This window comes from Dactylosporangium sp. NPDC051485 (assembly GCF_040682015.1).
GTDB lineage: Bacteria > Actinomycetota > Actinomycetes > Mycobacteriales > Micromonosporaceae > Dactylosporangium.
Genome location: NZ_JBFAZW010000108.1, coordinates 1 through 25,813, shown reverse-complemented (window position 1 = coordinate 25,813; position 25,813 = coordinate 1). Strand labels below are relative to the sequence as shown.

Annotated in this window: 16 protein-coding genes; 8 read left to right on the top strand and 8 right to left on the bottom strand. The window is 68.9% G+C overall.

Features of this window, described 5'->3' with window-relative positions:
• The first annotated feature begins 143 nt into the window (after window positions 1–143).
• Together AB0M46_RS41345 and AB0M46_RS41340 are read left to right on the top strand one after the other, a co-directional pair.
• The gene (locus tag AB0M46_RS41345; RefSeq protein ID WP_363345358.1) at window positions 144–539 is read left to right on the top strand and encodes a hypothetical protein; all 396 of its coding nucleotides are present in this window, start codon (window positions 144–146) and stop codon (window positions 537–539) included.
• A complete protein-coding gene (locus AB0M46_RS41340; RefSeq protein ID WP_363345357.1) occupies window positions 454–3,024 on the top strand; it encodes a hypothetical protein in 2,571 nt (856 codons plus the stop codon). Before AB0M46_RS41345 ends, AB0M46_RS41340 begins: the two co-directional genes overlap by 86 nt.
• A 383-nt stretch (window positions 3,025–3,407) precedes the next feature.
• Here the strand turns inward: AB0M46_RS41340 and AB0M46_RS41335 are convergent, their stop codons facing one another.
• Genes AB0M46_RS41335 through AB0M46_RS41325 form a run of 3 tightly spaced genes read right to left on the bottom strand, consistent with a single transcriptional unit; the run spans window position 3,408 to window position 9,476 of the window.
• On the bottom strand, window positions 3,408–6,536 hold the full coding sequence (locus AB0M46_RS41335; RefSeq protein ID WP_363345356.1) for a helicase-related protein: 3,129 nt from the start codon (window positions 6,534–6,536) through the stop codon (window positions 3,408–3,410).
• Window positions 6,533–8,284, bottom strand: coding sequence for a phospholipase D family protein (locus AB0M46_RS41330; RefSeq protein ID WP_363345355.1), 1,752 nt, complete (start codon window positions 8,282–8,284; stop codon window positions 6,533–6,535). The genes AB0M46_RS41335 and AB0M46_RS41330 overlap by 4 nt, the downstream gene beginning before the upstream one ends.
• Window positions 8,271–9,476, bottom strand: coding sequence for a DUF6361 family protein (locus tag AB0M46_RS41325; protein ID WP_363345354.1), 1,206 nt, complete (start codon window positions 9,474–9,476; stop codon window positions 8,271–8,273). The genes AB0M46_RS41330 and AB0M46_RS41325 overlap by 14 nt, the downstream gene beginning before the upstream one ends.
• A 483-nt stretch (window positions 9,477–9,959) precedes the next feature.
• On the opposite strand from AB0M46_RS41325, the gene AB0M46_RS41320 reads away from it, so the two are divergent.
• Window positions 9,960–11,648, top strand: coding sequence for an Hsp70 family protein (locus AB0M46_RS41320; RefSeq protein WP_363345353.1), 1,689 nt, complete (start codon window positions 9,960–9,962; stop codon window positions 11,646–11,648).
• A gap of 119 nt (window positions 11,649–11,767) precedes the next feature.
• Entirely contained in the window at window positions 11,768–12,934 is a 1,167-nt protein-coding gene (locus tag AB0M46_RS41315) for a hypothetical protein (protein ID WP_363345352.1), read from the top strand.
• A gap of 1,088 nt (window positions 12,935–14,022) precedes the next feature.
• On the opposite strand, the gene AB0M46_RS41310 is transcribed toward AB0M46_RS41315, so the two are convergent.
• On the bottom strand, window positions 14,023–17,424 hold the full coding sequence (locus AB0M46_RS41310) for a phosphotransferase (protein ID WP_363345351.1): 3,402 nt from the start codon (window positions 17,422–17,424) through the stop codon (window positions 14,023–14,025).
• Between the two features lie 388 nt (window positions 17,425–17,812).
• Between AB0M46_RS41310 and AB0M46_RS41305 the strand changes: the two genes are divergently transcribed.
• On the top strand, window positions 17,813–17,989 hold the full coding sequence (locus tag AB0M46_RS41305) for a hypothetical protein (RefSeq protein WP_363345350.1): 177 nt from the start codon (window positions 17,813–17,815) through the stop codon (window positions 17,987–17,989).
• The gene (locus tag AB0M46_RS41300; RefSeq protein WP_363345349.1) at window positions 17,982–18,368 is read left to right on the top strand and encodes a GIY-YIG nuclease family protein; all 387 of its coding nucleotides are present in this window, start codon (window positions 17,982–17,984) and stop codon (window positions 18,366–18,368) included. Before AB0M46_RS41305 ends, AB0M46_RS41300 begins: the two co-directional genes overlap by 8 nt.
• Before the next feature lie 390 nt (window positions 18,369–18,758).
• On the opposite strand, the gene AB0M46_RS41295 is transcribed toward AB0M46_RS41300, so the two are convergent.
• Genes AB0M46_RS41295 through AB0M46_RS41280 form a run of 4 tightly spaced genes read right to left on the bottom strand, consistent with a single transcriptional unit; the run spans window position 18,759 to window position 23,514 of the window.
• Window positions 18,759–20,027 (bottom strand): AAA family ATPase, encoded by a 1,269-nt coding sequence (locus tag AB0M46_RS41295; RefSeq protein ID WP_363345367.1) that lies wholly within the window; start codon window positions 20,025–20,027, stop codon window positions 18,759–18,761.
• 23 nt (window positions 20,028–20,050) lie between these two features.
• Window positions 20,051–21,553 carry a hypothetical protein gene (locus AB0M46_RS41290; protein WP_363345348.1) on the bottom strand — a complete coding sequence of 501 codons (1,503 nt, stop codon included), beginning with the start codon at window positions 21,551–21,553 and terminating at the stop codon, window positions 20,051–20,053.
• Window positions 21,550–22,677, bottom strand: coding sequence for a hypothetical protein (locus AB0M46_RS41285; RefSeq protein ID WP_363345347.1), 1,128 nt, complete (start codon window positions 22,675–22,677; stop codon window positions 21,550–21,552). The genes AB0M46_RS41290 and AB0M46_RS41285 overlap by 4 nt, the downstream gene beginning before the upstream one ends.
• A 33-nt stretch (window positions 22,678–22,710) precedes the next feature.
• Window positions 22,711–23,514, bottom strand: coding sequence for a hypothetical protein (locus tag AB0M46_RS41280; RefSeq protein ID WP_363345346.1), 804 nt, complete (start codon window positions 23,512–23,514; stop codon window positions 22,711–22,713).
• A gap of 309 nt (window positions 23,515–23,823) precedes the next feature.
• Here AB0M46_RS41280 and AB0M46_RS41275 point away from each other — a divergent pair, with 309 nt between their 5' ends.
• Both AB0M46_RS41275 and AB0M46_RS41270 read left to right on the top strand, forming a co-directional pair.
• Window positions 23,824–24,261 carry a LuxR C-terminal-related transcriptional regulator gene (locus AB0M46_RS41275; RefSeq protein WP_363345345.1) on the top strand — a complete coding sequence of 146 codons (438 nt, stop codon included), beginning with the start codon at window positions 23,824–23,826 and terminating at the stop codon, window positions 24,259–24,261.
• A 190-nt stretch (window positions 24,262–24,451) separates the two neighbouring features.
• Window positions 24,452–25,723: a cellulase family glycosylhydrolase gene (locus tag AB0M46_RS41270; RefSeq protein ID WP_363345344.1), complete on the top strand. Its 1,272-nt coding sequence runs from the start codon at window positions 24,452–24,454 to the stop codon at window positions 25,721–25,723.
• Window positions 25,724–25,813: the final 90 nt, after the last annotated feature.

The window sequence follows — 25,813 nt, the reverse complement described above, 5'->3', positions numbered from 1 at the left end:
GTCGCGGTTTGCTGCAGAATCGGCGGCCTGGCGAACATTGTCCATAATGGATATTCGGTTACACCGCGATCGATGGACGGTCTACGATCCCCGGTGCCCGGCCGGCGATCGCCGCGCCCGGGAACCGGGGAGGAACCACCCATATGGCACGCGTACGCAGCATTCTGCTGTCCGCCGGCGCCGCGCTCGTGGTCGTGGCGGCCACCGCACAGCCCGTGCACGCTCAGGCCGAGCCGGTCAGCCTCAGCCCCACCAAGTGGGCTTGGACCGACTCGCGCAGCCCGTCGACCAGCTTCGTCAACCAGGCCGGGGACCTGCCGATCGGCACGACGCTCGACGCCACCGGGAAGACGCACACACGGCGGTCGTACTTCACCTTCGACCTTACCGGGTTGAAGGGCCAGGCCGTCCACCTGGCGAGCCTGTACTCGAACGAGACCAACGTCACCGACTGTGGCGCCGCCGCACCCCGTCGAACTCTGGCGGACGTCGGCGGTCAAGGACAACACGGCGTGGAATCGGGCGCCGCAGGAGATTGAGCGGATCGGGCAAGCATCGCTCGGGGCCGGGAGTTGGTCCTGCCCGGGTGGGTTCGGGTTCGATCTCACCGAGGCGATCGGGGTCGCCGTCGCTCGCGGGGACAAGGCGCTCACCGTTGAGCTGCGCGTCGCGGCGGCCGCTGAGGGCGATCAGCGGCTCGGGCGGTCGGTGCAGCAGCCGCGGATCGGGGTGAGCGGCAACCACCTGGCGGTCGCGTCCGAGCTCAAGCTGCAGTATCCGGACGGCGCCTGCGGTACCGCTGCCAAGCACCCGGCCGCGGGGTCGTATCCGACCTTCGCTGCGAAGGTCACCGATGCGGATGTCAACGATCCCAAGACCGCGATCTTCGCCGTCTGGGATTCCGATCATCCGGAGCAGCGGCGGGAGTTCAGCGGGGGGACCTACGGCGGTGGGGTGTTCCAGGCGTCCACCGACCTCAGCGGGTACGCCGACGGGACCCTGGTCGCCTGGAGTGCGCGGGGTTACGACTACACCGACTACGGGCCGTGGGCCAAGACCTGCTACCTCACCGTGGACAAGACGGCGCCCGCGCATGAGCCGGGGGTCGCCTCGAAGCAGTACCCGGCCGGTAATGTGCCGTCGGGCGGGCCCGGGGTGGCCGGCCGGTTCCGGTTCGACGCCGGTGGGGACCCCGACGTGGCCGCGTTCTCCTGGCGGGACATCGTCGGGAACACCGGGGTCGTGAAGGCGAACCGGTCCGGCGGGGGCGTGCTTGAGTACACGCCGGACAGGTCCGGGATGGCGTCGCTGTACGTGGCCGCCGTCGACGCGGCCGGGAACCGCGGGCCGGAAAAGAACTACCGGTTCTTCGTGCGCAACACCTCGCCGTACGGGTCCGTCGACGTGGCCGGGGTCGGGCTGCCGAGCACGATCAACCTGACCGCGCCGGCGAGCGAGACGACCGTGATGTCGTACCAGCTGCCGGGGGCGGCCGAGGTCAAGCTGCCGGTGACCGACAGCAAGGCGAGCGGGCCGATCACGTTCACCCAGACCGGGTACGTCGACATCGCGCTGCGGGCCTACAAGGGCACGAAGATGATCGGGCAGAGCAAGCTGTCGATCTTCGTCAGCGACGAGCCGGTGGTGCAGTCGGCGGAGTTCGACGTGTACGCCGACCAGGTCGAGGGCGTGGCCGGCTCGTTCACGTTCAAGCCGCGCCGGTCCGGGGTGGTGGCCTACCAGTACGTCATCGGCGGCCGCAGCGGGCGGGTCGACGCCGGTGCGGACGGCAGTGCCGTGCTGCCGTACACCGCCGATACGCCCGGGTTCATCAACCTGCTGGTGAGCTCCGTGTCGGCCGACGGCACCGTCTCGCAGCAGGCGCAGTACTACTTCTCGATCATCCCGGTGCGGCCGCACGTCTACGCGTGGGGACAGACGGACTCGCCGCGGCGCGACGGCGTCGGGATCCCGCAGCGGATCGAGTTCGACAGCCAGTTGCCGGACCTGACCGGGTTCGTCTACCGCTTCGACGGCGGGCCGGAGACCTCGATCTCCAGCAACGGCAACGCCTATGCCTACATCGACGTGACGCCGGCGCACGCCGGGGACACCACGGTCATCGCGCAGGCCGTGCGGGCCGACGGGAGCCGATCGCCGCAGACGCGGTACACCTTCCAGGTCTTCTCCGGTCCGGTCGTCACCTGGACGCCGGCCGGCGACGTGATCATCAACCACCCGGTGACGGTCACGTTCCGGGCCGCGCTGCCCGGCGCGACGCAGTTCCGCTACACGCTGCCGTACGGCGCCGAGGACCTCACCGTGCCCGTGGGCGCGGACGGCACGGCGACGGTGACGTACACGCCGCTCTCGCCGGGACTGGACAATGTCCTGGTCCGTAGCGTCGCCGCCGACGGGACGGAGTCGGAGCAGCGTCGGCAGTACATCATCGCCAAGGACGACAAGGTCACCGTCTACGGCGCGTGGAACGAGTACAACCCGACGGGCGGCATCGGCATCCCGGGCAACGTGGGCTTCTACTCGCAGTTGGTCCCGGACATCGTGGAGTTCCGATACCACCTCGAGGACGGGCCGGTCGTCGCCGTGCCGCCGACGCCGGAGACCACGACGACGTACACCGCGATCACGCCGACGCACAACGGGCTGAATACGCTGTACGTTCAGCAGGTGCTGCCCGGCGGCGAGCTCTCGCCGGTGACCGAATACCGCTTCCTTGTCGGTACCGCGACGAAGGTGGTCTCGGCGCAGTACGCGCCCTACGTGTGGGGCGGTGGCGCCGGGGTCGAGGGGACGTTCGAGTTCACGGCCGGCACCGACGGGGTCGTGTCGTTCGACTACCAGTTCGACTACGGCGACACGAAGAACGTCGTGGCGGTGAACGGCCACGCCACGGTGGCGTGGACGCCTTCGGAGGCCGGCTCGCACAACCTGGTCGTCACCGGACGCCGCGCCGATGGCAGCACGACCGACCAGACGTCGCAGTACCTGCTCGTGCAGTACTAGCGTTCGCGTTCGGCGACGGCACGGCCGAGCTCGGCGGTCGTGCCGTCGCCGTGCAGGTCTGGGGTCAGCGGGGCTTCCCGCGGCCCCAGCCCAGCACGGAGTTGAGCGCGAGCTCAACGGCCTCGGCGTAGCTCAACGTTCCGGAACCGTCGCGCCCGACGACGAGCGTGAGGCCCGCGTTAGGCTGCAGCCGCAGACCCCCGGCTGCGGCTGCGCGGCCGGGCCGCCGATCGGGCAGATCGACGGGGCCGGCCCTCGAGCACGCCGTGGAGCGCTTCGTCACCGACGTACGCCCCGAGCACTAGGTCGATGATGTCGTCGGCAACGTTGTCCGAGGGTCGGCCGGTTGATGAGCTGGATGAGTAGCGACGCATCCTGAGCCATCAGCGCCCCCTTCCGGAAGGGCGGAGATCGAGCGGGTCGGGCGGCGGCGTGCCTTCCTTCGCCGTGCGGCGTAGCAGCGCCACCAGGTCCTCCTGGCGTGGCTGACCGAACGCCAGCCGGTAATGCGCCAAGTCGGCCTTCAAGCGCTCGAGTTTGGCCATGTCGCGGCTCAGCGGATACAGCAGAACATGCCGTTCGATCATGGCTTCTCCGCTGTACACCCAATAGGGAGCGAAATCGCCAAGTGCCCCGGAACCCGTGCGAGCCGCGTCGTAGGCGGCCTTCCACACGTCCCGCTCGCCGGAGGACAGCGCGGCTGCTCGATTGTGTTCGGCAACGTTGCGGCGCACGGCGTGTCCGCCGAAACGGTGCACGCGGCCCTCGCGCTGTTCGAAGTCGACCGGGTTGGGCGGGGTGTTCCAGTGCACGACGGCCGAGCACCACTGGTGGAAGTCGATGCCTTCCTGGCCAGCGCTGGTGGTGGCCACGACGAACGGCCAGAACGGGCTGTTGAACGCCTGCCGGACGGCTACCTTCCGCTCGACCTGCGCCTGATCCTCGCCTCGCCCGCCATAGCGCAGTGCGAACCGACCGGGCAGACCGATCGGCTTGTCCGGCTGGTGTGGGTCGAAGGCTCGGTACGTGACCGGCTGGATGGTGATGGCGTCGTACAACTGGTCGGCCAGGGCGTAAAGGGACTCGTTGTCCAGCGGCAGGTCAGGGCTCGCGCTGCGCAACACGTGCAGGTGTTCGTCCAGCACCGCTTGGAGGCCGCCCGCGGCGCAGTAGCGCAGGATGGCTCGCCAGTACACGGTGCCAGGCTGCAAATGATCGAGTAGCTGCGCCGAATCGGTCCGGTTGAACAGCGACCGCAGACCGTCGGCAATGTATGCGGCGACTCCCCAATGGCCGTCAGGCGTCACGGTGCAGTCCGGCGTGAGGATCCGGGCGATCGCTCGCCAGGCGATGTTGCCAGGACCGTGAAGCCCGATAGCCGTCAGGTCATCGATGACCGCGGCGACGTCTTGGGCTACCGGATGCTCGACCGCCGCAATGACCTCGTACGCCTGACTGACGTGACGATCCAGGCCGGCCGGGGTGCCGTCCTCGTTGTGCGAATCGGCGATGGCTCCGGCAACGTCCTCGATGGAGAACTCCTCGAATCCGGCTCGCGCGCCCGGCCACCGGAACACCGCGTGCCATGGCTGGACCTCGCCAATGTGGCGCGGGTCGCTGAATTCGGCCGGAGCATTGCGACGCAGTCGCTCGCGTACCTCTTCCTCGACGGCCTCCAGAGGCAAGGTCTCGGTTGGCCGCTGCCGAGCGATCGCGAGCGGATCGCAAGCCTTGGCGAGTTCGGGGTGCGGCCAAAACAACGCGAGCGTGCTCATCGAAGCGGCGCGCTCCCCGTCGAGGCGATAGTCGAGCCGGGACCGGCGGCGCTGCGGCTCGGTGCCCGGTCCTCGGGTGCCTTCGATGCGCCGCTCGGCCTCGTAGCTCAGCAGCCCGGCCACGGCCGTCGGTGTCGCGTTCCACGAGGAGAACAACAGTCGCTTTGTGATGCCGTGCGCGGCGGCGCTGGCGAACGGCTCGCCGAGTGTCGAGTACGGCATCGAGGGCGGCAACCACAGCAGCTGCCACCAGCCCCGATCGAGGGTGTCGGCGGCGAGGTGGCGAAGCCGGGCGTTACCGAGGTCGATGGCCCGCCGGTGGGTGACGGCGTCGGCGTCGAGCAGCTGCGTGCTCGCCAGGAGCGGGCGGACCTCGGCCGCATTCCGGCCCTTGAGCGCGGCGCGGACCTTCTCGCCGATCTGGTAGCCGTCGAGGAAGTTCAAGAAGTACGGGGCGGACTTCCAGTACTCGATAGTCATCGGCGCTTCGACGGCCTTTGCGATCCGTCGCATTGCAGCGTAGCTGCACATGTCCTCGGCGGCGAGGTCCTGGACGGTCACGACATTCTCGAGAAGCATCTCGGCCTGTTTCAACGCCGGTCGTTCGGTACGGCACATCACCCGCAGCAGCAGCTCCCGCAGATCCGCCCGGATCGCGTCGCTCGGTTCCGCGCGCACGAGCGCGTCGCGGTGCGCCTCGAACGCCTTCGCAACCTCGGTGTGCCACTGCTCGTCCGGATTGAGGAACCCCAGAATCTGCCGGAAGTCGGCATAGTGATCTTCGCCGGCGGCGCGTTCCTCGGCATAGGTAAAGGGTTTGTACGGCGTCGCCGACAGCAGCAGCACCCGCGCGTCCCCATAGTCGAACAGGGAATTCGCCAGATCGGCCGCCGGTCCGCTATTCGGATCAAGGAGCTCCCGAAAACGCTGGAACTCGTCGAGGATGATCAGGTCGGGCTCGAGCGCGTCGACGCCGGCGCGGGCGAGCGTGGCCCGGAGGTCGCCGATGATCCGGCGGGAGCGCTCGCGCAATGCGTCCGGAAGAGCCGGGCGGCGGCCGATCTCGTCGAGCAGCGCGTTGAACTCTTTGAGCAGACCCTCCTTCTTAGCAAGGCGGATGAACTGCCTCGCAATCGTTCGGTCCAACTGCCCATCCAAGGCGTTTTGGAGCTGCCGGCATTGCTGCTCGAACCGTTCCGGCGAGCCGACGGTGCCCTGCAACGCGCGAATTGCCGAGCGGGTCCGCCATCCATCCCAACCTCCCTCCTGCTCGAGCAGGAGGAAGATCAGCGCGCGTTCCTCCTTCGCCCCGGTGCGCCCACCCTGGTCAAACGAGGTACCGGGTGTGAATGCCACCAGGTTGATCGGCTTGCCATGCGTCGGCTTGCCCTGCTTGAGCTTCGCGACTTCCTTGGCCAGCAGCGTCAGGCGAGTCGAGAGCGTGACGGCCTCGTCCGCAGTTACCCGCAGCCGTGCGATGTTCTGCGCGGCGACGTCCTGGTTCGAGCAGACGTACACCACGTCGACCCGCTTCACGCTCGGGTCGTCCTGCAGCCGTTCGAGCGTTTTGGCGACGACTCCGCGCGCGACCACGCTCTTGCCGAGGCCGGTCTCGTCGGCGACCAGGAACCGTCGGGTGGGATCGGCACCGAAGTACCGCTCGATGACGTGGTCGACCGTCGCGCACTGGAAATCCTTAAGGCCCGCGATCACGTCCTGCGCGTCATACCGCTTCATGCGCGCGCCACCTCGAGCTCGTCCTGCCGTGCCTGCTCTACGAGTGCCCAGAGCTTGCTGAATTCGTCTGGCCACAGCTTGGCGCCGCGGGCCTCGATCCGGGCAATCAGGTTCGCGAGGTCGTCGAGCCGTTCGGGGTGCTCGGCGAGCGCGTTGAGCAGGAGTTCGAAGATTCCGTTGTACTCAGCGCGCCAGTTGGCTGAGCCGCCGCCCTCGCCCTCGACCGGCGGCACGGCGGCGGCTTCGGCACCGAGCCCGAGCATGAGCAGCAGGAACCGCTGGAACTTCTCGAAGGTGTCGATCTGCTCCGCGAGCACGTGGTCGAGCCGATCGGCGGGGTCACCCATGAGCGTCGCGAGCACGATCGTGCGTTCGCGGACGCCACGCTGTTCGGCCGTGATAATCACGAATGGCGTGATGTCGGTCAGCGCCAGACCTGTGAACGTGGCCCTGACCGGCTGCCCGGCGACCAGCGTGGCCGCCTCGGCGCGGCGGGTGTGCAGCTCCGCGGTGAGCCGCACGCCCTCCGCGGTCGGGAGCGCATCTTCCGACGTCAAATGTATGGTGTACCGCTCCGCATCCGCCTGTACCGTGGCGACCAGCGGCACCTCGGCGATGTCGCGTACGAGGTCGATCAGCAGCTCGGCATCGTCGTCGAACTCCACCGGCTCGCCGCGCTCATACGGCTCAAGTACCTCACGCAGGTCCGCCTTCGGCCCGACCATCGCGTCGATACCGAGGTCCGCGCGCTTGCCAACGAGCTCGACAAGCACCTCGACGTTGCCGCCGAACGCCGCGTTGGTGGCGTTCGCGGAGCCGATGAAGAGCCGTGCTTCAGCGCCCTGCTCGACCGCGTACACCTTGGCGTGCAGACCGCTGAGGATCTCCAACCCGTTCGAGGCCTCGTCGTCGGGCAGGCCGGCCAGTTCGCTGACGACGAAGCACTCCGCGCGCTCGAGCGTTTCGTCGGGCAGCCGGTCGAGTTCCTCCTGGCGCCCGACCACGATCCGGCGATCGCCCGGTGCGCACAGCAACAGCCCGTCCTCGGTACAGAACGGCGAGATGACGAGGTGCCGAGCGCCTTCGAATGTTGGGGGCCGATTTCCCGGTACACCTAAAGGATGAAAACGCACCTCGCGAACGCCATCCGGTGCGGTCCACTCCGCTCGGCGCAGATCCTCGATGAGCGTTTCGATGGCCTCCAGCCGCGACGGCGGCATCGGGGCGACGGTCAGCTTTAGGGTGTGCCTGAGCAGGTCAGCCAGCGGCTTGTTGTCGGCGGTCGGTCGTGAACCGCGCACGGCGTCCAGGCGCAGGCACACGTCCCAGCTGCGGTCTTTAGTGAGGTTTCGGCTCAGGACCAGCAGTCGGAGTGATACCTCGCCGGTGACGTCGTCCAGAAATCGCAGCACCCAGAGTTTGGGGTGGAAAAGCCGACCCGGCCTCGGCTTCTTGACCGTGTGCACCATCGGTTCGAGGAATGCAAGCAGCGCGGATTCTCCCGGGGGTACCGCAACCTGCCCCGACTGACAGAAAACGTCGATGCGATCGGCGCACCGGCGGACACTTTCCATGATGACGACGGGGTCCATCGACTCGCGAAGACTGTGCGCGGCAAACGCGAGCGGCGCGACCAACAAGCTCTCGAGATCGAGCGTGAACGTCAGCGCGACGGCTCGGGCGAGTTGCGAGCCGGGCAGCGGACGCAGGGCGTCGAGCAGCAGCGTACGAGTATCAGGCGCCAGCAAGGTCGGCCTCCAACTCGGCGGCACAGCCGTTGTGGATGTCGTTGAGCATGTCTTTTGCCTGCGGCCAGCGGTACACCAGCCGGCTACTCCCGGATTTTCCGCTCCAGTTGCGCAGGAGCTTTTCATTCGTCAGTCGCGACTGGCTCTTCTTGACCGACCGTTCGCGCTCGCCGATCAACGTACGCAGCGTTTGCTCTTTCCAGACCTCGCGTGTCCCGCCGTTCGCTACCGCGTCGAGCCATAGGTCGATGAACCGGCGCGCAGTGAGGTTGGCCGCGATGCGCGGGTTGATGTAGATGACCTGGCTCCACATGTCGGCCCGGTTCCACTCACTCAGGCCGGCGAGCTGACCGGCCCAGTCGGTGAGTGCCGCGCGGTATCGGTCAACTGGCGACGCTTGCTCGGTCAGCCCGGCCTGCTCGTACCGCTCGGCGACCAGCAGGTTGTACAGGAGCGCGGCTCCGTGGATGGCGAGCGAAAAGCGGGCGGCATGCTCTATCGCTCTTCTGACCTCCGGCGGGGCCTCGGCCGTCACCAGGTCGTTCCACGGATAGTCCGCTTCGAGCGCCGGTCGGCGTTGCGGCGTCAGCAAATGCGCCAGCAATGTGTTGGGCACCGTCGCCAGCATGCGTTCGCGTAGCCAGCGGGCCTCATCTGGGCCCAGCGTAAGCTCGCCGTCCAGCTCGTTCGGGAAGCCGGCAGGCGGGTCGGGCAGCGTCGGGTGCCACATGCCGGCCCGCAGTTCCGCGAGTTCTTCCGTCTCCGTCGCCGACCAGGTCGCGGAGTCCTCGCCGGCGCGGATGCCGAAGGTCGTAAGCGCCGTTGCGTAGATGGTCGAGGGCAGCGTCCGGACCTTCACCCCCGTGCGGCGGCCGATCATCCCCTCGGGCCGGCCCGCCCGAATGAGCGCCGAGATGACGGTGCGCTCGTTGCGGGAGACTCGAGCGGCCGACGCGTTGCCGCGGAGCCGGCGGCCCTGGGCATCCTGGAAGCACCAGGGGACGATGAGCAGGTATCGGGCGCGCGTATGCAACGTCGAAATGCCCGGGAAGAGTACGTCGCTGAACGCGTCGCGCACCTGGCCGACGCCAAGCTCGTCGCGGCTCTCGGTGTTGCTGAAGAGGTTGAGCAGCTCACGCATCCGTTGCTGATCAGCCCGGGAACTGTCCAGCCAGGACAGCGCGGACGCCATGAAGCACCTCCGCGACCATGCTCAGACGGGATGGGTCTGCCCGACGGTACGGATCCACTACTGGGAATCGAACAGCCGTAACGGCCCCATTGCTCGCCGTTTGGCCGATTAGCACCCGAAGGGCAACGCGGCCTGCCGGCAAGCAGGGTATCGAACCCGAAGGGCTCGCCGCGGTAGCGGCGCCGAGCAGGGCGTAGTGATGGGGTCCCAGTCGTGGCGCGCCGGAGTCGGGCGACGATGGCCGGCTCCGGATGCTGAATGCGCCGACACCGCAGGCGTTGATCGCCGCTCGCGCGAATGACGCAGTAGCATCACTTGGCCACGTGACCATCGGCCGTCGCCGCTGGCCGCGGCGCCTCCAGCCCGCTGGGCCACGACGTGCCGTCCGGCGAGATCAGGCCGCCGCCTCCGCCGCCGACGCGGTAATCATGGCGGCCGCGCCGCCCTGTAGGCATCGGCGGCGGGCCGGCGTACGTTGCGTTCGTGTACCCGTTCGCCATCGACCTCGGTACCTCCAACACGGTCGCTGTCCTGCGCGGGGCGGACGGCCAGGTCCGCCCGCTGCTGTTCGACGGCCGGGAGCAGCTTCCGTCGGCCGTCTATGCCGGCGCGGACGGCACGCTGGTCGTCGGCAGCGATGCGGAACGGCTGGCGCGCGCCGACCCGGCGGCATTCGAGCCGAACCCGAAACGGCGGATCGACGACGGCACGGTCCTGCTGGGTTCTCACGCGGTTGCCGTGTCCGACGCGTTGGCCGCGGTGCTGCTGGAGGTCGCTGAGCGGGTCAACCGGGTCGGCCCGCCCGGCCCGGCGGTGCTGACCGTCCCCAGCAGTTGGGCCGCGTCCCGGCGCGCGGTGCTCGCCGCGGCTGCCGTGCGGGCAGGTCTCGGTGCGGTGACGCTGATCAGCGAGCCGATCGCGGCCGCCGTCTACTACGCCGCGGTACTGCGTGATGGGCTCCCGCCGGATGGTGCGCTGCTCGTCGTCGACGTTGGTGCGGGTACGGCGGACGTGGCGCTGGTCCGCGCCGCGGCGGCGATCGGTGTGGGGACCGCGGCGCCCGATGCGGCGCTGTCCGTGATCGCGCAGCAGGGCCTCGACGTCGGCGGCCTGGACGTCGACGCGGCGCTGGTCGGCATCCTCGGCCGGCTGGTGTCCGGCGACGACCCGGAGGCGTGGCGGCGCCTTGCGGCACCGGTGACCAATGCGGAGCGGCGCGACCGGCTCGTGCTGTGGCAGGAGGTACGCGCCGCGAAAGAGAGCCTGTCCCGGCTCAGCGTCGCGCCGGTGCACGTGCCCGGGTATCCGACCGACCTGCACCTGACCCGCGAGGAACTGGAGGTTGCGGCGACGCCGCTGCTGGCCCCGGTCGCCGAGGTCGCCGCCCAGATGGTGGCGACGGCGGGGCTGGCTCCGCATGGGCTGGCCGGCGTCTTCCTGGTCGGCGGCGGCAGCCGGATGCCGTTGCTCGGCCGGCTGTTGCACGCCCGCCTCGGGGTGGCGCCGAGCGTGGCCGAACGGCCGGAGACGGTGGTCGCCGAGGGTGCTGTACACGCGCGGGCCGCGGTGGCGGCGGTGTCGAGCGAGCGGGTGGCGACGGCGCCCAGCGGGTCGGCCGCGAGGCGGACGTCCATTCGCCAGCGGTGGCTCAGCCCGGTGACGCTGGTGCTGGCGCTGCTGTGTTTTGTGCTGCCGTTCGCCACCGTCTCCTGCGAACTGCCGAACGGCTACGGACACGCCAAGCCGGGCGGGACGACCGAGTACAACGGACTCGACCTCGCGCTGGGCGGCAGGCCGGACGTACAGCCCGACCAGCGGCGCCCGGCCGACGAGTGGCGGGAAGACCGAATCGAACCGCAGCCGCTCTACGCGGCCGCGCTGCTCGTGCTCGGCGCGGCACTGGTCACGGCGTTGACGCTGACCCGGCAGCGGCGCCGCCGCGCGCTCATGGCAGGCCTGGGTGCGCTGGCCGGACTGTCGATGGTCGCCGGCCAGGCACTGGTGGTGAACAGGATCGCCGACCGGATCAGGGAGCAGAGCGCGGTGCCCGCCGGGAAGGACGCGCGCGACTTCGTGGGGACCGGCACCGGCTTCTGGCTGCTGCTCACGCTGCTCGCGCTGCTCGTCGCCGGCAATCTGGCCGCACTGCTGCCACGGCGCCGGCGACCGTAACCTGACGGCCCCGGCGCGGTATGCCGATCGGGCGTCTGTCGATGGTCGGGCTAGTCTTCCGCGATGAGTTCGCTGAACCGGCGCTACACCGATGAGGCCGGTACTGGGGTGGATGACGCGTGAGCGAGTACCAGTACTACGAGTTCGTGGCGATCGACCGGCCGTTGACGGCGGCCGAGCAGGGCGAGCTGCGGGCGGTGTCGACGCGGGGCCGGATCAGCGCGTCGAGCTTCGTCAACGACTACCAGTGGGGTGACCTGAAGGCCGATCCGCGCAAGTGGATGGAACGCTACTTCGACGCCCACCTCTACCTGGCAAACTGGGGTACTCACCGGATCGCGCTGCGGCTTCCGGTACAGCTGCTGGATCCGAATCTTGCGGCGACGTACTGCGTGGGTCACTCGGCTTCCTCGTGGGCCACGGACGAGCACGTGATCCTCGACCTGTACAGCAGGGACGAGGACGGTGACGAAGAGTGGTGGGACGACGAAGCCGCACTGGCCTCGATCGTACCGGTCCGGGCGGAACTGGCCGCCGGCGACAACCGGCTGCTCTACCTGGCGTGGCTGTTGTGCGTGCAGGACCAGGAGCTGGACGAGGACGATTTGGAACCGCCCGTCCCGCCCGGCCTGGCCGAGCTTTCCGGGCCGCTGCGCAGCCTCGCCGACTTCCTGCGCGTGGACGAGGATCTGCTCGACATGGCGGCCCAGGCCAGCGCACCCCTGACCCCGAAGGCGCCTTCGGCGGCAGCGCTGACCAAGTGGGTGCAGCGGCTGCCGATGGCGGACAAGGACGAGGTCATCGTGCGGCTGCTACGCGGCGACGGCGCGCATCTTCGCTCCGAACTGCTGCGCCGGTACGGCGGAGGTGCGGCGACGGAGGCCGTGGTTGGCGGTCGGACGGTGGGCGAGTTGCTGGCCGGCGCGCAGACGCGCTGGGCAGGCCGGCAGCGGCAGGCCGAAGAGCGTGAGGCGGCCGAACAGGCGCGCCGGGAGGCGGCGGCCGCTGCTGCCCGCGAGCAGCGCCTCGACGCACTGGCCGCCGCCCCTGAGCGGGCCTGGCAGCAGGTGGCGGAGCTGATCGCGACCAAGAAGCCCAAGGAGTACGACGCGGCGGTCGCACTGCTGGCCGACCTACAGGCACTCGGCGAACGCGACGGCCAGCGCAAGGCGTTCCGTGAGCGGATGCACCAGCTGCATCTGCAACACGCCCGCAAGCCGAGCCTGCTGGACCGCCTCGAGCGCGCCGGCCTCATCACGAGCACCACCAGCGAGACGCCGACATGAGCGCGGAGCTCTGTCGGCAGGAACAGGCCCTCCATCTCACTGTTGCGTCACAGAAGGGAAGTACGTCTCGTACTTAACGTACGTACGCGGGGGTCGCATGCCGGACGGGGAACGGTTGGAGGGCGCATGTCCATCGCCGCGCATTTCGACAGCTACTCGGCTGCTCGACCGCACTTCAAGGATCTCCTCGACGCTGCTCGACACGGCCGGGCGGCGACCGTACAGCGGGAGACAGGCCGGCGGGTGAGCGGCTGTGACCAGAGAGGGTGTTCGCCTGCGCTCACAAACTTGGATAGGTGACTGTCCGCCGAATCGAGCCGCCGGACGAGCTTTCATGATCAGAAACGGAGACCACAATGGCCATCGCCGTCTCGTCAAACCAGCATCGACGGCCACGCCTTGCCGTCAGCCCGGTCGTCCCGCTTGGCGTCAGCAACGGGGGTCAGTCTTCAACCTGGCCCCCAGACCGACTGCACCGACCCGCTCACACCGCAGGCCACAGCCGCTGCCATCGACCAGCTGATGTACTGCGACAGACCCTCCGTTTCGGAGGCGAGTAATACCCGATTTCGAGAGTATTGTCAGCGCCAATTCGTGCCAGCTTGTCCTGATTTTCGTCTTGTCTCGTCGGATGCGTCCAGGGTGGCCGGGCGGGGTCCGGGAACGGCGGAGCACACACGGAACGCGCCAGGATCCACTATGGACAGTTGTCCTGTTGGGTGGCACTGCCGTCAGGATTGTCGTACCCCGTTGCTAGGCTCCGTTGCGCCGACATCACCAGGGAGTGCCGCATGACCGAGATCGCCGCCAAGTAAGACCTCGCCACCTTCCTCCAGCGCGGCCCCAAGCCCGGCGGCCATCCGATCGACGAGATGCGCGAGTCCGTCTGCCGGACCTGCGACGGCCCGGCGGCGACCGCAATCGAACTCATCACGACGTTCCCAAGCGGGGAACATACCCACGGCCACGGCACCACTACGCACCGGTGTCGCTGTCGAGTTCGACGTCAGAAAACCGTTCCAGTGGTGCGGAAGAGTACGTAACGGCTCCGGCGTCCCGATCCCGGCGGCCAGTCCTCGATGGCGTCATCAACTGCCGCGCAGCGCTGCACTTATCTCGGCGGGGTCAGCGGGGCGGCTGTCGCCCCACACCTCGCGCGCCCGGGCGACCTTCATGGTGAAGTTGTCGATCAGCGCCCTGGCCCGCTCCGGGGAGGTCGTGGGATCGCGCAGGATCTCGCTGTAGCGCACCGAGTCGACGACCGCCGACTTCACCCGCTCGTGCCGCAGGTAGCGCCAGAGATCGTCCTCCCAGCCGCGCCGTACCTCTGGTGGCTGGCGCGCGAACCAGGCGCCCCGGATCAGCTCTTCTTCGCCCGGCTGGTAACCCATCTTGTGCAGGTGGGAGGCGAGGTCATAGACAGGGTCACCCCACAGCGCTAGCTCCCAGTCGATGATCACCAGCTTGCCAGCACTCGTCCGGATCATGTTCTTGCGGTGCACGTCGGCGTGTACAAGCTGGAAAGGACGTGAGGTCATGGCGGACCAGTCGATCGATGCCAGCGGCTCCTCGGGGAAGCCGAGCCGCTGCCACATCCCGCCGTGCTCGGGGCTGTATCGCCGGTGCACAGCGGCCGTCACCGCGGACAGCCGACTGGCGAAGCCGCGACAGTCGCCATCTGCCGGCCAGCCGCCGGGAGTCGGCGGTAGCTCGGCAACGGGTACCCGCGCGAGCGCGGCGAAGAAGTCCGCGACCTGCTCGATCGTTCCGTCGGGCACCCGCACGCCGCGCGGCGCGATGGTGTCCACAACATCACCCTCGATGTATTCGTGGATCTGGAAGCGCGGATCCACGCTCGCCGCCCGCAACCGGGGCACGGAGGACAGGTGCCGCCCGACAGCAGCGAGAATGAGGTACTCCGGCCAGACGGTGAGATCCATCGTGGCCGTGTCCGGCATCGGGATCCGCACCAGGTCCTCGCCGACACGGACGTTGTGGTTGTAGAAGCCTGCCGCTCGCTCGGTGTGCTCAAGTGCGGCCTGGTAACGCTCGGACAGACCGTCTGCGAGGAGGCGGCTTAGCACATCACCGATTCGCCGGTCGAGATCGGCCACGCCCGGCGGCAACTGCAACAGTCGCCGGGCCTTCTCGGCGGCGGCCGCCAGAGCAGGCTCGGGCCGGCCGATCCGCTCCGCCAGCCGTGCGCCGACGATTGCCATAGTTGGGTACACCTCGGCGTCCTCGAATTCCGAAACCGCCCATCGCACCGCGGCCATCGCCTCGTCCAGCCGCTGGCTCCGCACCAGCCATCCAGCGCGGTACAGCTCGGCGCGTGCCCGGCCGGAGCGGTAGGCCGCACGCTCGAACGCGGCGATCGCCTCCGTCAGCGCATACTCCGCGGCGTCCAACTCGCCAAGCACTGTGTGGGCGAGTCCGAGCGCGCTGTACGCCTTGCCCAGCTCGTGGTTCGCGCCGATCTCGCGTTGCCGATCGATCGCCTCGTGGGCCGCCTGGACGGCGGCCGTCGGATCGGTCAGCGCGAGCAGTTCGGCGGTATTGGTCTGAATGTCGGCCAGACCCACCACGCTGCCGCCGGCCAGGTAGCGTTCGCGGGCTCGCTCGAGGTACTCCCTTGAGGCCTCATAGTCGTACATGAATCGATACCCAAGGTGCACCAGTCGCCACAGGTCACCCCGGCCCTCGTGCCGGTCGGTAGGCAGCAGCCGGTCGATCTCCTCGGCGGCCTCGATCGCCCGCACAAACCGGCCCTGCGCCATATGTAGATCGGCCGCCCACAGGCCGGCGTCCAGCCGGGTCGGTCCGTCGTACTCCTGCCACACGACCTCGTAGCGGCGCAGGGCATCCGCGGTCTGACCGAGTATTCGTCTGGCATGTCCCGCGGCCACTGCCAGTCTGGCCCGTACCTCGTCGCTGGGCGGCTCCACCGGCACATCGACGGTCAGTTCCAAGGCGCCCTGCGAGTCGCCGCGCATCAGCAGCGCATCGACGTGCAGGTAGGTGGCCAGGTACTGCAGTTGCGGAGACGGCTGCTCGGCGAGGAACTCCTCCAAGTCGGCGACCATGCCGTCGACGCCTGTTGCGGCCGCCGCGCTGCGGACGCGGTCGATGTAGCCCAGGAGCGTCACCGGCTCCAGATCACCGCCGCGAATGCCGTGGAAGGCGGCCTCGCGCAGGGCAACCGCCGCTGCTGCCGGATCACCGGCGGCAGCGGCCCGACCGCGCCAGACCGTGTGCAGCAGCCGATGCAACGCCCGTAGGCTTTCCGAGCTCAGTCGTTGGCAAATTGTGGTCGCCATGAGCAGGTGCAGACGCAGCCCCACCACGCCGGCCGGCTGTACGAACGAGTAGCTGGTGAGCGACTCCCAGGCCAGGTTGTGCGACGGTAGACCATACGCGGTGGTGACAGCCTGAAAGATCTCGGGATCGAAGATCCGCGTAGCGCTGAGCAGCTCGATGGTGCGCACATCATTAGGGTCCACATGCTGCAGGAAGCGTTCAAGAATGGCTTCCGGAGACACCACCGAACCGGTCGCGGTGCCAGTGTCGTGCGCCAGATGGAGGTAGAACGGCAGGCCGGCGCTGCCCATTGCGATGGACTTCGCCAGGTCCGAGTCGGTGACGCCCATGGCCCGCAGCAGTTGCAGGCGCGCCTCCATCGGCAGTCCTTCGACGGGCAGAGTGCGGATGAGGTCGGCCCACGCCCGGTCGTAGTTGTGCCAGTTCACGGCCTCCCGGCTGGCTACCACTACCAATCCGGTGTCGAATTGGGCGATCAGGTCGCGCAACCACGCATCCATCGATGCGGTACGCCCAGCCCGCGCTGCGCCGCCGACCAGCGCCTCGTAGGCATCGACGAACAGCAGAGGCGTCCGTTCGGCCGTCTCTTTTATGTCGGCGGCGAAGAGGAAGGTCACCGCGTCCATCAACTGGGGCAGTTGTAGGTTGTCCAACTCCTGGAGCGTTTCGTTGGCGCGGATATGGTGCCAGCGACGCACGCTGCGGGCGCCGGCATCGAGCAGCCGTGCGGCGGTGCCGAACACCGGCAGCCCGGTGGCGTTGTCCAGCAGAGAGGCGAGGACCTCGCTGTTCTCCACAATCCGCGAACCCTCTTTGTTCAGGCTCAACTTTGGATGCAGCCGCTGCCAGAGGACCGCGTACGCGATATCGAAGCGATGAAATTTAACCTGTTGCTGACCGAACTGCTCGCGAAGGACCGCCAGCGCATCCTGCTGCTCGCGCTGTGCCGGCACCTGCAGGTCGAGCAGTGCCGTTGGCCAGCCCTCCGGCACGCGCTTGCGCAGCTCCGCCAGCAGCCGCGACTTGCCGATGCCGCCGACGCCGGTCACGTTGAGCACCCGGGCAGCGGAATCCCGGCCGACGAGCATCTCGTCAAATGCCCCGATGGCATTTTCACGATCGACAAATGGACGTCGCGAGGCTCCGGGGCGAAACCGTGGCACGAGCGTCATGGACACCTCCGGTAACGGGCGGGAGACGCCCCGTAGGGTACCTGACCGATTCGAGCCCGTCATCGCTGAAACGGGGATGGACCAACGCTTCAAGGGGCGCAGACCGGTTGATCGGCGACGATAGATCAATCCACAGTCAGTGATGCCTAGTGTCCGGATGGACGACGATCACCCGACATGAGCTGTGGCGGTACGAGTGTGGGACGCGGCTGCGGGCGGCCCAATGACGGCCACGCCACCCACGTCGAACTGCCACCGGTACGGTCGGCGAAGCCACTCGTCTGGACCGACCAACGCGCCTCACCAAACCGGACGTGGCGCGAATGACGAAGAACGAGGCCATCACGCGGCTGAACCAGTACTGGGCCGGAGAGCGAAGGGAGGACTCATGACCGAGTTCCGCGACTCGCAAGAAATTCGCGCCGAGCTGGGCGACGGCAACACCGACGCGCTTACCTTGGGCCGAGAGCGGTGCCACTTGAACGGGGACGGCGCGCCCTGGGTGTTTGCTGGGCCGACAGTCCGGCTGGCAAGCGCGATGCCGTTACCGTTGGCGGATGCCTGACGTGTCGTACGACGATCTGCTTGCCGGCTTCTCCGACGTTCAGCCGTACACCTCGGAAGTCGCCACAATCGCACCCAGCTCGGCCGGCGGCCATGTGGTGCTCGACGGCGATGTGGTCGTCTACGTAGGGTCGACGGGCGAATTGCGGCGCCGGCTCCGGCAGCACTTGACCGGCAACCGGGGCTCGTCGGTGCTGCACGACCAGGTCGGCCAGCTCCTGGATACGCCAGAGCATGCCGCCTCCGCCGTCGAGATCGCGGCCTGGCTGGGACAGCGCACGGTCCGCTGGTACGAGACGGACAACCCGGAGAGCGTCAAGGAAACATTGGTCATAGCGCTCAAACCGCGCTTCAATCGGCGAGTGCCGAACCAACGGTGAAAGTGCGGCCGGCGTAGGCAGCGGTGAGCCGGCCGGCGTAGCGCTCGGCGACGAGGGCTTCACCGTCGGCGGGCGCGTCACACTGGACAACGCGGGTGGGCACGGCCTGACCGACGCCGTCAGTGAGGCACTCGCGAATGTGGCCGAGCATGTCGGACGAGGTCCCGCAGTGACTCGGGCGAAGAGCCGGCTGCGGTCGGTCAGCCTCTCCGCGTACGGTCGAGGATCATGACAGCCTCGACCGCCTTGTCGTACACAACGCGCAAGGCACCCGAGTCGCTCTGCTGGCCGGCTCCTCTATCTGCGCTCGAACCGTCAACAGGTAGTCGGCCAGGGCCAGCGCGCGGTCTCGGATCGTTGTGGGAGCGTCGTCGACGGCGTCGATGATGCTCATGCCGCGACCACCCGGTGCTGTTCGAGATGGGACATCACCGCTTGGTTGGCCTCCCAGCCGTCCGGGAACTTCACTACCTCGTTGAGGTACATCCGGCCCGTGGACGGGTGTGCGTCCAGGAGGGCCGAGATGCCGGCGCGCGCTACCACGATGCAGGCGTGGCGGTGCCTCGACGTCAGCACGCACAGCCGGCCCGCCTCCAGGTGGAACGCCGTCGCGTCCCGCCGGCCGGAGAGCGGGTGCCACACCACGGTTACGTCGTACTCGCGGCCCTGCAGGCGGTTCGCCGTATCAACCGTGATACCGGAGTCTGCTGGCAAGTGCTGACGGACCGCTGCGGCCTGGTCGCGATGAGCGGTGCCGATCGCGATGCGCCCCGCCGTCACCGCGGCGCCGTCGGGGAACTTTTCCGACCTCGCCACGGCGCCGCGTGCCATGATGCGTAATGCCGCGTCCGCGCAGGCCTTCGCGACTTCGGCGTCCGTGCGCATGCTGTGCCGTGCCGGCAACTCGTGCAGCGCCCAGCCGGAGCGGGCCGCGTTCGCGAGCGATGCGTCGAGGGGAGACGCGCCGAACGCGTGCGTCTGGAAGGTCAACGAGCGGTCGCCGAGGCCGGTGCCGGAAGTGAAGCCCGTGAACGGGTAGAAGGCCTCCGAAACTACCGGCGCAGCCGTAGCAGGCAGCCGCCACGACACCGGCAACCGGTGCACCGGAACGTTCTCGTTGTGTCGCAGGAGAACGGCCACCGCGCTCAGCTGCGGGTCCCAGGACAAGCCCGCCCAACGCTCCGTCTCCACCGTCGAGAACGGGTCCAGCTGACCCGGATCGCCGACGAACAGCGTCCTTTCGAACCGGCCGGCGATGCGCAGCAGCGCGTCGGAACGCATCTGGTACGCCTCGTCGACGATTGCCCACGCCCACGAGCCGTCCGTCAGCATGCCCCACTTCGCCGCCGTGCCGACGATGACCCGTGCCCCGGCCAGCCCGGCCATAGCCGTATCGACGGTGACGTTGCGGTGCCCGGAGATCCGCGCCACCGGCACGTAGTTCTGGGCCGAGAGCCGGCCGATCGGCAGATCCGGCGCTGCCGTGGCGAGGTTGTTGATGAGATCGTCGACCTGCTCGTTGGTCTGGGCCACGATGGCGATCGGCTCGCCCAGCTCGGCGAGGTGCCGCGCGGCCCGTACGACCAGCGTCGACTTCCCGGCGCCCGGCGGGGAATCGACGACCACGCCGCGCGCCGGACCGTGCTGCAGATTGGCCATGACGGCGGGGAACACGTCGGTGGTCACGACCAGTCCTCCACGGCATCCTCTTCGGTGGGCGCGGGAGGCGCCGGCGGGCCGCCGTGCGTCCATGGGGTGTCGTCCGCGTCCGGGAACTGCCCCGCTCGCTGGAATTCGTCCGAGATCGTGCTGTACGTAATCCACTCCCCCTCTGCGGGGACGCTGCCCGGCGGCGGGGTCAGGGAGCGTCCCATGCCGCCGGTGAGTTCCAGCAGGACGTCCAGGCCACCTTCGGCCAGCGTCACGGCAACGATGTCCGCCTTCTGCCCGGTCCGGGCCGGCGATTGCACGCAGACGCCGACGCCCAGCCGCAGCGGGTCCTGCGTCCGCACCGTGATGTGCGGGCGGAGCCTGCGGCGGGTGCCAGAAGCATCGACGCGGTCGGGTTCGGCGTGGACGACCGTGCCGGCGAATGCCTCGCCGGTGAGCCGATACTCGGCCATGACCAGCGGGTCGTCGAGGGCACGCTGGGAGTCGTACGCGGCCTGCGCCCGCTCCAGTCGGCTGAGCCGGCGGGCGGCGGCAACGGCGTTGTCCCGGCGGGCCTGCGGCAGCGCGTTGCCGTCGCTGAGGTAGGTGACGTAGCTGGTGTACGCGTCGCGGTCCTGGGCCCAGCGGTCCACGACACTCGCCCCGGGCGTGAGGCCGTTGAGTAGCTCGGCGCCCTTCCACATGAGCCGCCACGTCGGCTCGAGCTGCGTCGCGAGGACCGCCTCCAGCCTGGAGAGCGCCTGCTGACGGGCTACCGGATTGCCATCGGTGCGCGCATACCGGTCGATGGCCGGAGCCAGTCGATCGGCGTCGAACGTGGGGTCGGTCGTCGGGCCGGCCGGCGGACAGATCTCCGGGTCCTCGGCGTCGAGCGCGGCGTCGAACGGCGACCGCCCGGCGGGCGGGTCGAGCCAGGCCAGCAGTGCGGCGAGGTTGGCGTCTTCGACGGCGCTCTGCCCGGTCGCCCAGTGCGCGCCGAGCACCGAGGTCATGGCGAGCAGCATCGACGATCCGGGGTACTCGGCCCGTTCGGAGAAGAACGTGAGCCACTGGCCGAACAGTGGCACGACCCGATCGACGGCGTATTCCCCGTACGTGCGGCGCAGCCTGGTCGAACGGCCGAAGAGGCGCACGAAGCCGATGCCGCCCGGGTTCGGTACGAGCAGCTGCGGGGCGTCGGTGAAGCGCTGCCGGCTCTCGCGGCCCCGCCCTCCGGGCACCTCCTCCTGGCGTCGGGCGAAGCTGTCCACATAGGTCACGACGAAGCGGCCGAGCTCCGCGGCGAAGGCGAAACGCTGGTCACGGTTGCGCGGCTGGGGCACCACGAAGAGTCGCGGCGCGTCCGGCCGGTCGCCGACCATCGCCGCGAGTGGCGCGTTGGCCTCACCGGCGAGGGTGAGCGGGATGAACACGAGCGGCCGGGGGCTGACGTGGGTGTGCCGGACCGCGGTGATGCGCTGGGCGGCATGGTCGCGGACCGCGAGCGCCCGCGCGATGGAGGTCAGCGACGTCATGCCGGGATCCCGAAGCACTCGTTGCGCAGGCGCATGGCTGCCCGCAGTACCACCGCGGCCTCGATCTGCTCTGGAGCTGGCGGCAGCAGGCCGCTGGCCAGGCCCAACGCGCTCTCGACCCACTCGACGCTGCCGAGCTCCTCGCTGACGGTATGACCCAGCGCGTGCGTGGTGCCGCGGGCCTCGCGGCGGCAGAAGTACGACATCTCGCACGTGGACAAGCAGTCGGGAGAGTAGCGGGCCGGGATGTGCTCCAGCGCCGCGCACAGTTCACCGGCCGGACGCGTGGGCTTGCCGTCGCGGTCCGGCGCCAGGTCGAATGTCAGGTCGTCGTCCAGCGGCGCCAGCTGCTCGTCGATGCGGGTCATCCGGTTGAGCTGCCGATTGAGCACGGTGAGCTGGCGGCGCACGTCGAGCTTCGTGGCGACCGCGTGGTTGGAGAAGTTCTCCGGGCAGACCAGCACCACGTTGTGCGAGACCAGCTCCGGATCGAGACCGAGTTCCTTCAGCAGCTGGCGCAGCGCCACGACGTACACACCCGACTGCACCGCGGCCGCGGCGACCTTGCCGCCGTCGGCCTGGCCGTCAATGACCGCGAACGACTTGATCTCGATGATGTGGAAGACGCCCTGGAACTGGAACGCGATGAGGTCCGGCTCGAGGAACACCTGCCGGCCGCCGACCGGCAGGCGCAGCAGCGGGTGGTCGAACAGCGTGCCGAACTCGTCGGTGCCCTTGACGGCGGCGCCGAGCACCTGCCGGGCCAACGCGTGGCGCACGTTCTGGCTCGTGTTGCCGGCGACCTCCTCGAGGTCGCGGTACGCCACCTCGGGAATGGCCAGGTCGAGCACCTCCCGCAGCATGCGCAGCAGCTCGGCGCAGCCGTTGGCCTTCACCTGCGCCTCGAACGCGCGGGTGCGGGTGATGGCGAACGGCGACTGCCCGTAGGGCGGTGGGAAACCGACCCGGGCGGCGACCGTGCGCTTGTCGACCCCCGCGGCGTCCATGACGGCACGGCGGGTGCAGCCGGGGTTGGTGGTCAGCGCGGCGATCGTGCGGGCGTTGTGCGGCACGGGCGGCACCGGGCCGCGCAGCTGATCGAGCCGCGATTCGGTGCTGTTCACAGGAAGTGTTCCTTCGCGGGGGAAACGGTGGGGCTACACGGCCTTGCGGTCCTCGTGGTCAGGCACATCCAAAGGGCTGCCGAAGAGCCGCCTCTTGTCGTCGAGCTGGGTGCGGGCCCGGGCGGCGGCCGCTTCGCGGTGCGACCGGTCGGCCGGCTCGTGCGCTTGCAGTTCGGCGCGTGCGGCGCGGATGACGGTGCCGGGTCTGGTCGAGCCGATGCCGTCGGCAGCACCGGGGATGTTCTCCGCGAACAGCCACAGCAGGCGGGTGGTGGCGCGGTCGATCTCGGGAAGCCGATCGACGTGTTCGGCGATGCTGACGGCGGCGTAGAGGAAGTCGACCCGCGGGCTCAGCGCGCCGATGATGCGCCGCTCGAGCGGCCAGGTCGAGACCGCGAGCAGGCCACGCACCGCGGCGAGCCGGTCAGCGGTGAGTGCGGCGCAGAGATAGTACGGCCGGGCGAACGGCGACGAGCGGAACGAGCGCTCCTCGTCGCGGCGGAGGCTGGTGAGCTTGGCGCTGTTCATGTCCCCGCTGAAGCAGGCGTTGTAGACCTGGGCGATCAGTCGCGGCGCGGCCGGCACGGTGAGCAGAGTCAGGGCGCTGTGGACCTGCTCGCGCAGCGGTAGCAGGGAACCGCTCTCCCGTTGCGTAGACGCCGGTGCCGGTTCGGGCTCGTGCGCCTCATCCAGTGCGTCATCCAACGCGTCTTCCAGCGCGCGCACTTCTGCCCGCAGCATCCTGACCCGAGGCCGGTCGCCGACTGCCCTTGCGTGGCGGATCTCGGCGTGCAGCGCATCGATCCGCCGCTCCAGTTCCTCAACGCTGCCGGCCATGGTTGCGACAGTACCGCTCTCCAGTAATTTCCAGCAATCCCCACTTCGGACACTGCTGGCGCACCGAAGAGGCTACGAAGCGTCATGCCGGGGGGACGAACACGGTTCTCCTGGCATCGAACCCGCTCCACACCCGGAATGAATCCGCCGGACGGCCGGTGAAGGCCTGTCCGGCTGGCGTGATTGTCGCCGCAAATCCTGACGGTCTGGTCCGTTTTGTCCGGTCGGCAGCCCCTCACGGACAGAGAAGCACCGTTGCGTGCTTCCACTAGATTCCACTAAGTTCCAGTAATCGCCAGGCACCGCTCGGTGCCGATCCAGCTGCTCCGGCAACGTCTGACCGCACTCGATTACATGGGGGGCGACATGGAACATCTCGTCACGGCCGACGGCGAGCGACCGGACCTGGACGCGGTACTTCGCGGCCTGCGGGCTTCCGGGCTGCAGCCGGTGGTGTTGTACGACCTGAGCGGCGCCGGCGAGGTGGTGGTCGTCGGGGTCGCGAACGACGACCGAGCCGCCGCACCCGCACCGGTCGGCTGGCAGCGGCTGAGCGACCGGGAGCGCGCCGTGGCGCGGCTGGTCGGGCAGGCATTCACCAACCAGCAGATCGCACGACGGCTCGGCATTTCCGCACACACGGTGAACTACCACCTGCGGCAGATCTTCCGGAAGCTGGCGATCGGTTCCCGAGTGAGCCTGGCGGCCTACGCCAAGCTTCCCGGAACGGGCCAGGCGAAGAGCTGACGATGACCATGACGTCGGGTCAGGGTGGACCGGTTCACCCCGCGGTGCGGGTAGCGGTGGCCGACCCGGGGTAGCCGCACCATCCGTGAGAACCGACGCCCAGGTTTCGCTCAGGTCCGCCCGGCGCGCCGACGCCTTGCCGGCGCGCCCAAGGCGCCCGGACCGGCTGCGTACTGCCCTGGCGGTTGCCATGCTCCTGGCCGGCCTGGGCGTGCTCTCGACGCCGGGCCGGGCGCGCGCCGCCGAGCCGCACATCGGCATCCACGTGCGCGACGGCCGGCTCGTCGAGGCCGACGGCAGCGACCTCGTGCTGCGCGGCGTCAACCACGACTTCATGTGGTACCCGGACCAGAACAGCTCGTTCGCGGCCATCAAGGCGGCGGGCGCCAACGCGGTGCGGGTCACCCTCGGCATCGGCCACCAGTGGCGACGGGCCCCGGCCCGGGAGGTGGCAACCGTCGTCGACCTGTGCCAGAAGAACCGGCTGATCTGCATCTTCGACGCCCACGACACCGCCGGCTTCGGCCAGGACAAGAAGGCGGCGCCGATGGCGGAAGCGGTGCGGTTCTGGCTCAGTTTGCGTGACACCATGGTCGGCCACGAGGACAACGTCCTCGTGAACATTGCCGACGAACCGTTCGCCAACGGCACCACGTGGCCCTGGGCGCAGCAGACCGCCGACGCGATCCGCCAGCTGCGCGCCGCCGGCTTCAGGCACACGCTGCTGGTTGACGGCCCAGGCTGGGGTCAGGACGAGTCGTTCATCATGCGCGACAACGCCGAGCGGGTTGTCGCCGCCGACCCCACCGGCAATACCGCGTTCGACATTCACATGTATGGCATGTTCAACACGGCGCCGAAGGTCAACAGCTATCTCACCTCGTTCACCAAGCGCCACCTGCCGATTCTCATCGGCGAGTTCTCCAGCCAGCACCAGTGGGGCAAGCCGGACGAGGACGCCATCATGGCCGACGCGCAGGCGCAGCACCTCGGCTACCTCGGCTGGTCCTGGAGCGGCAACGACAAGCAGTTCAGCTACCTGGACCTGGTGAACAACTTCGACGGCAACAGCCGCACGGCCTGGGGGCGGCGGTTCATCAACGGCCCCAACGGCCTCGACACGGACACGCGAGAGGCGACGGTGTTCCGCAACAGTACGGCCGGTGTCGTCGACCCCAAAAGCGCCGCCCCGCAGGGGTTGACCGTCACGGACGTGACCCCGAGCAGCGTCCGACTCGCCTGGCAGCGCCGCCCGGACCGGATCGGCGGCACGACGTACCAGGTGATCGCCGTCAACGGCGCGGCCGAGACACCGGTCGCGACGACCAACCGCCCCGACGTGACGCTCAAGGGCCTGAAGGGCTCGACCGAGTACACCTATGCCGTGTATGCCCTGAACCTGCTCGGCAAGCGCTCACCGCGCTCGGCCATGGTCGCCGCGGTCACGCCCCCGGCGCGCTAGGTGACTGGTGCTAAACGCGGGCTGATTGGTGACGCCGGTCAGCCCGCGTTTGTTGTTGGGGCGAGGTCGGGTTCGGGAGGTGCGCGCGGA

Bases quoted from the DNA above. Each gene is read 5' to 3' on its own strand.
- AB0M46_RS41335 (WP_363345356.1), bottom strand. From the start codon at position 6,536: ATGAAGCGGTATGACGCGCAGGACGTGATCGCGGGCCTTAAGGATTTC.
- AB0M46_RS41270 (WP_363345344.1), top strand. From the start codon at position 24,452: ATGCTCCTGGCCGGCCTGGGCGTGCTCTCGACGCCGGGCCGGGCGCGC.
- AB0M46_RS41300 (WP_363345349.1), top strand. From the start codon at position 17,982: ATGCCTGACGTGTCGTACGACGATCTGCTTGCCGGCTTCTCCGACGTT.
- AB0M46_RS41295 (WP_363345367.1), bottom strand. From the start codon at position 20,027: ATGGCCAATCTGCAGCACGGTCCGGCGCGCGGCGTGGTCGTCGATTCC.
- AB0M46_RS41305 (WP_363345350.1), top strand. From the start codon at position 17,813: ATGACCGAGTTCCGCGACTCGCAAGAAATTCGCGCCGAGCTGGGCGAC.
- AB0M46_RS41325 (WP_363345354.1), bottom strand. From the start codon at position 9,476: ATGGCGTCCGCGCTGTCCTGGCTGGACAGTTCCCGGGCTGATCAGCAA.
- AB0M46_RS41280 (WP_363345346.1), bottom strand. From the start codon at position 23,514: ATGGCCGGCAGCGTTGAGGAACTGGAGCGGCGGATCGATGCGCTGCAC.
- AB0M46_RS41345 (WP_363345358.1), top strand. From the start codon at position 144: ATGGCACGCGTACGCAGCATTCTGCTGTCCGCCGGCGCCGCGCTCGTG.
- AB0M46_RS41310 (WP_363345351.1), bottom strand. From the start codon at position 17,424: ATGACGCTCGTGCCACGGTTTCGCCCCGGAGCCTCGCGACGTCCATTT.
- AB0M46_RS41290 (WP_363345348.1), bottom strand. From the start codon at position 21,553: ATGACGTCGCTGACCTCCATCGCGCGGGCGCTCGCGGTCCGCGACCAT.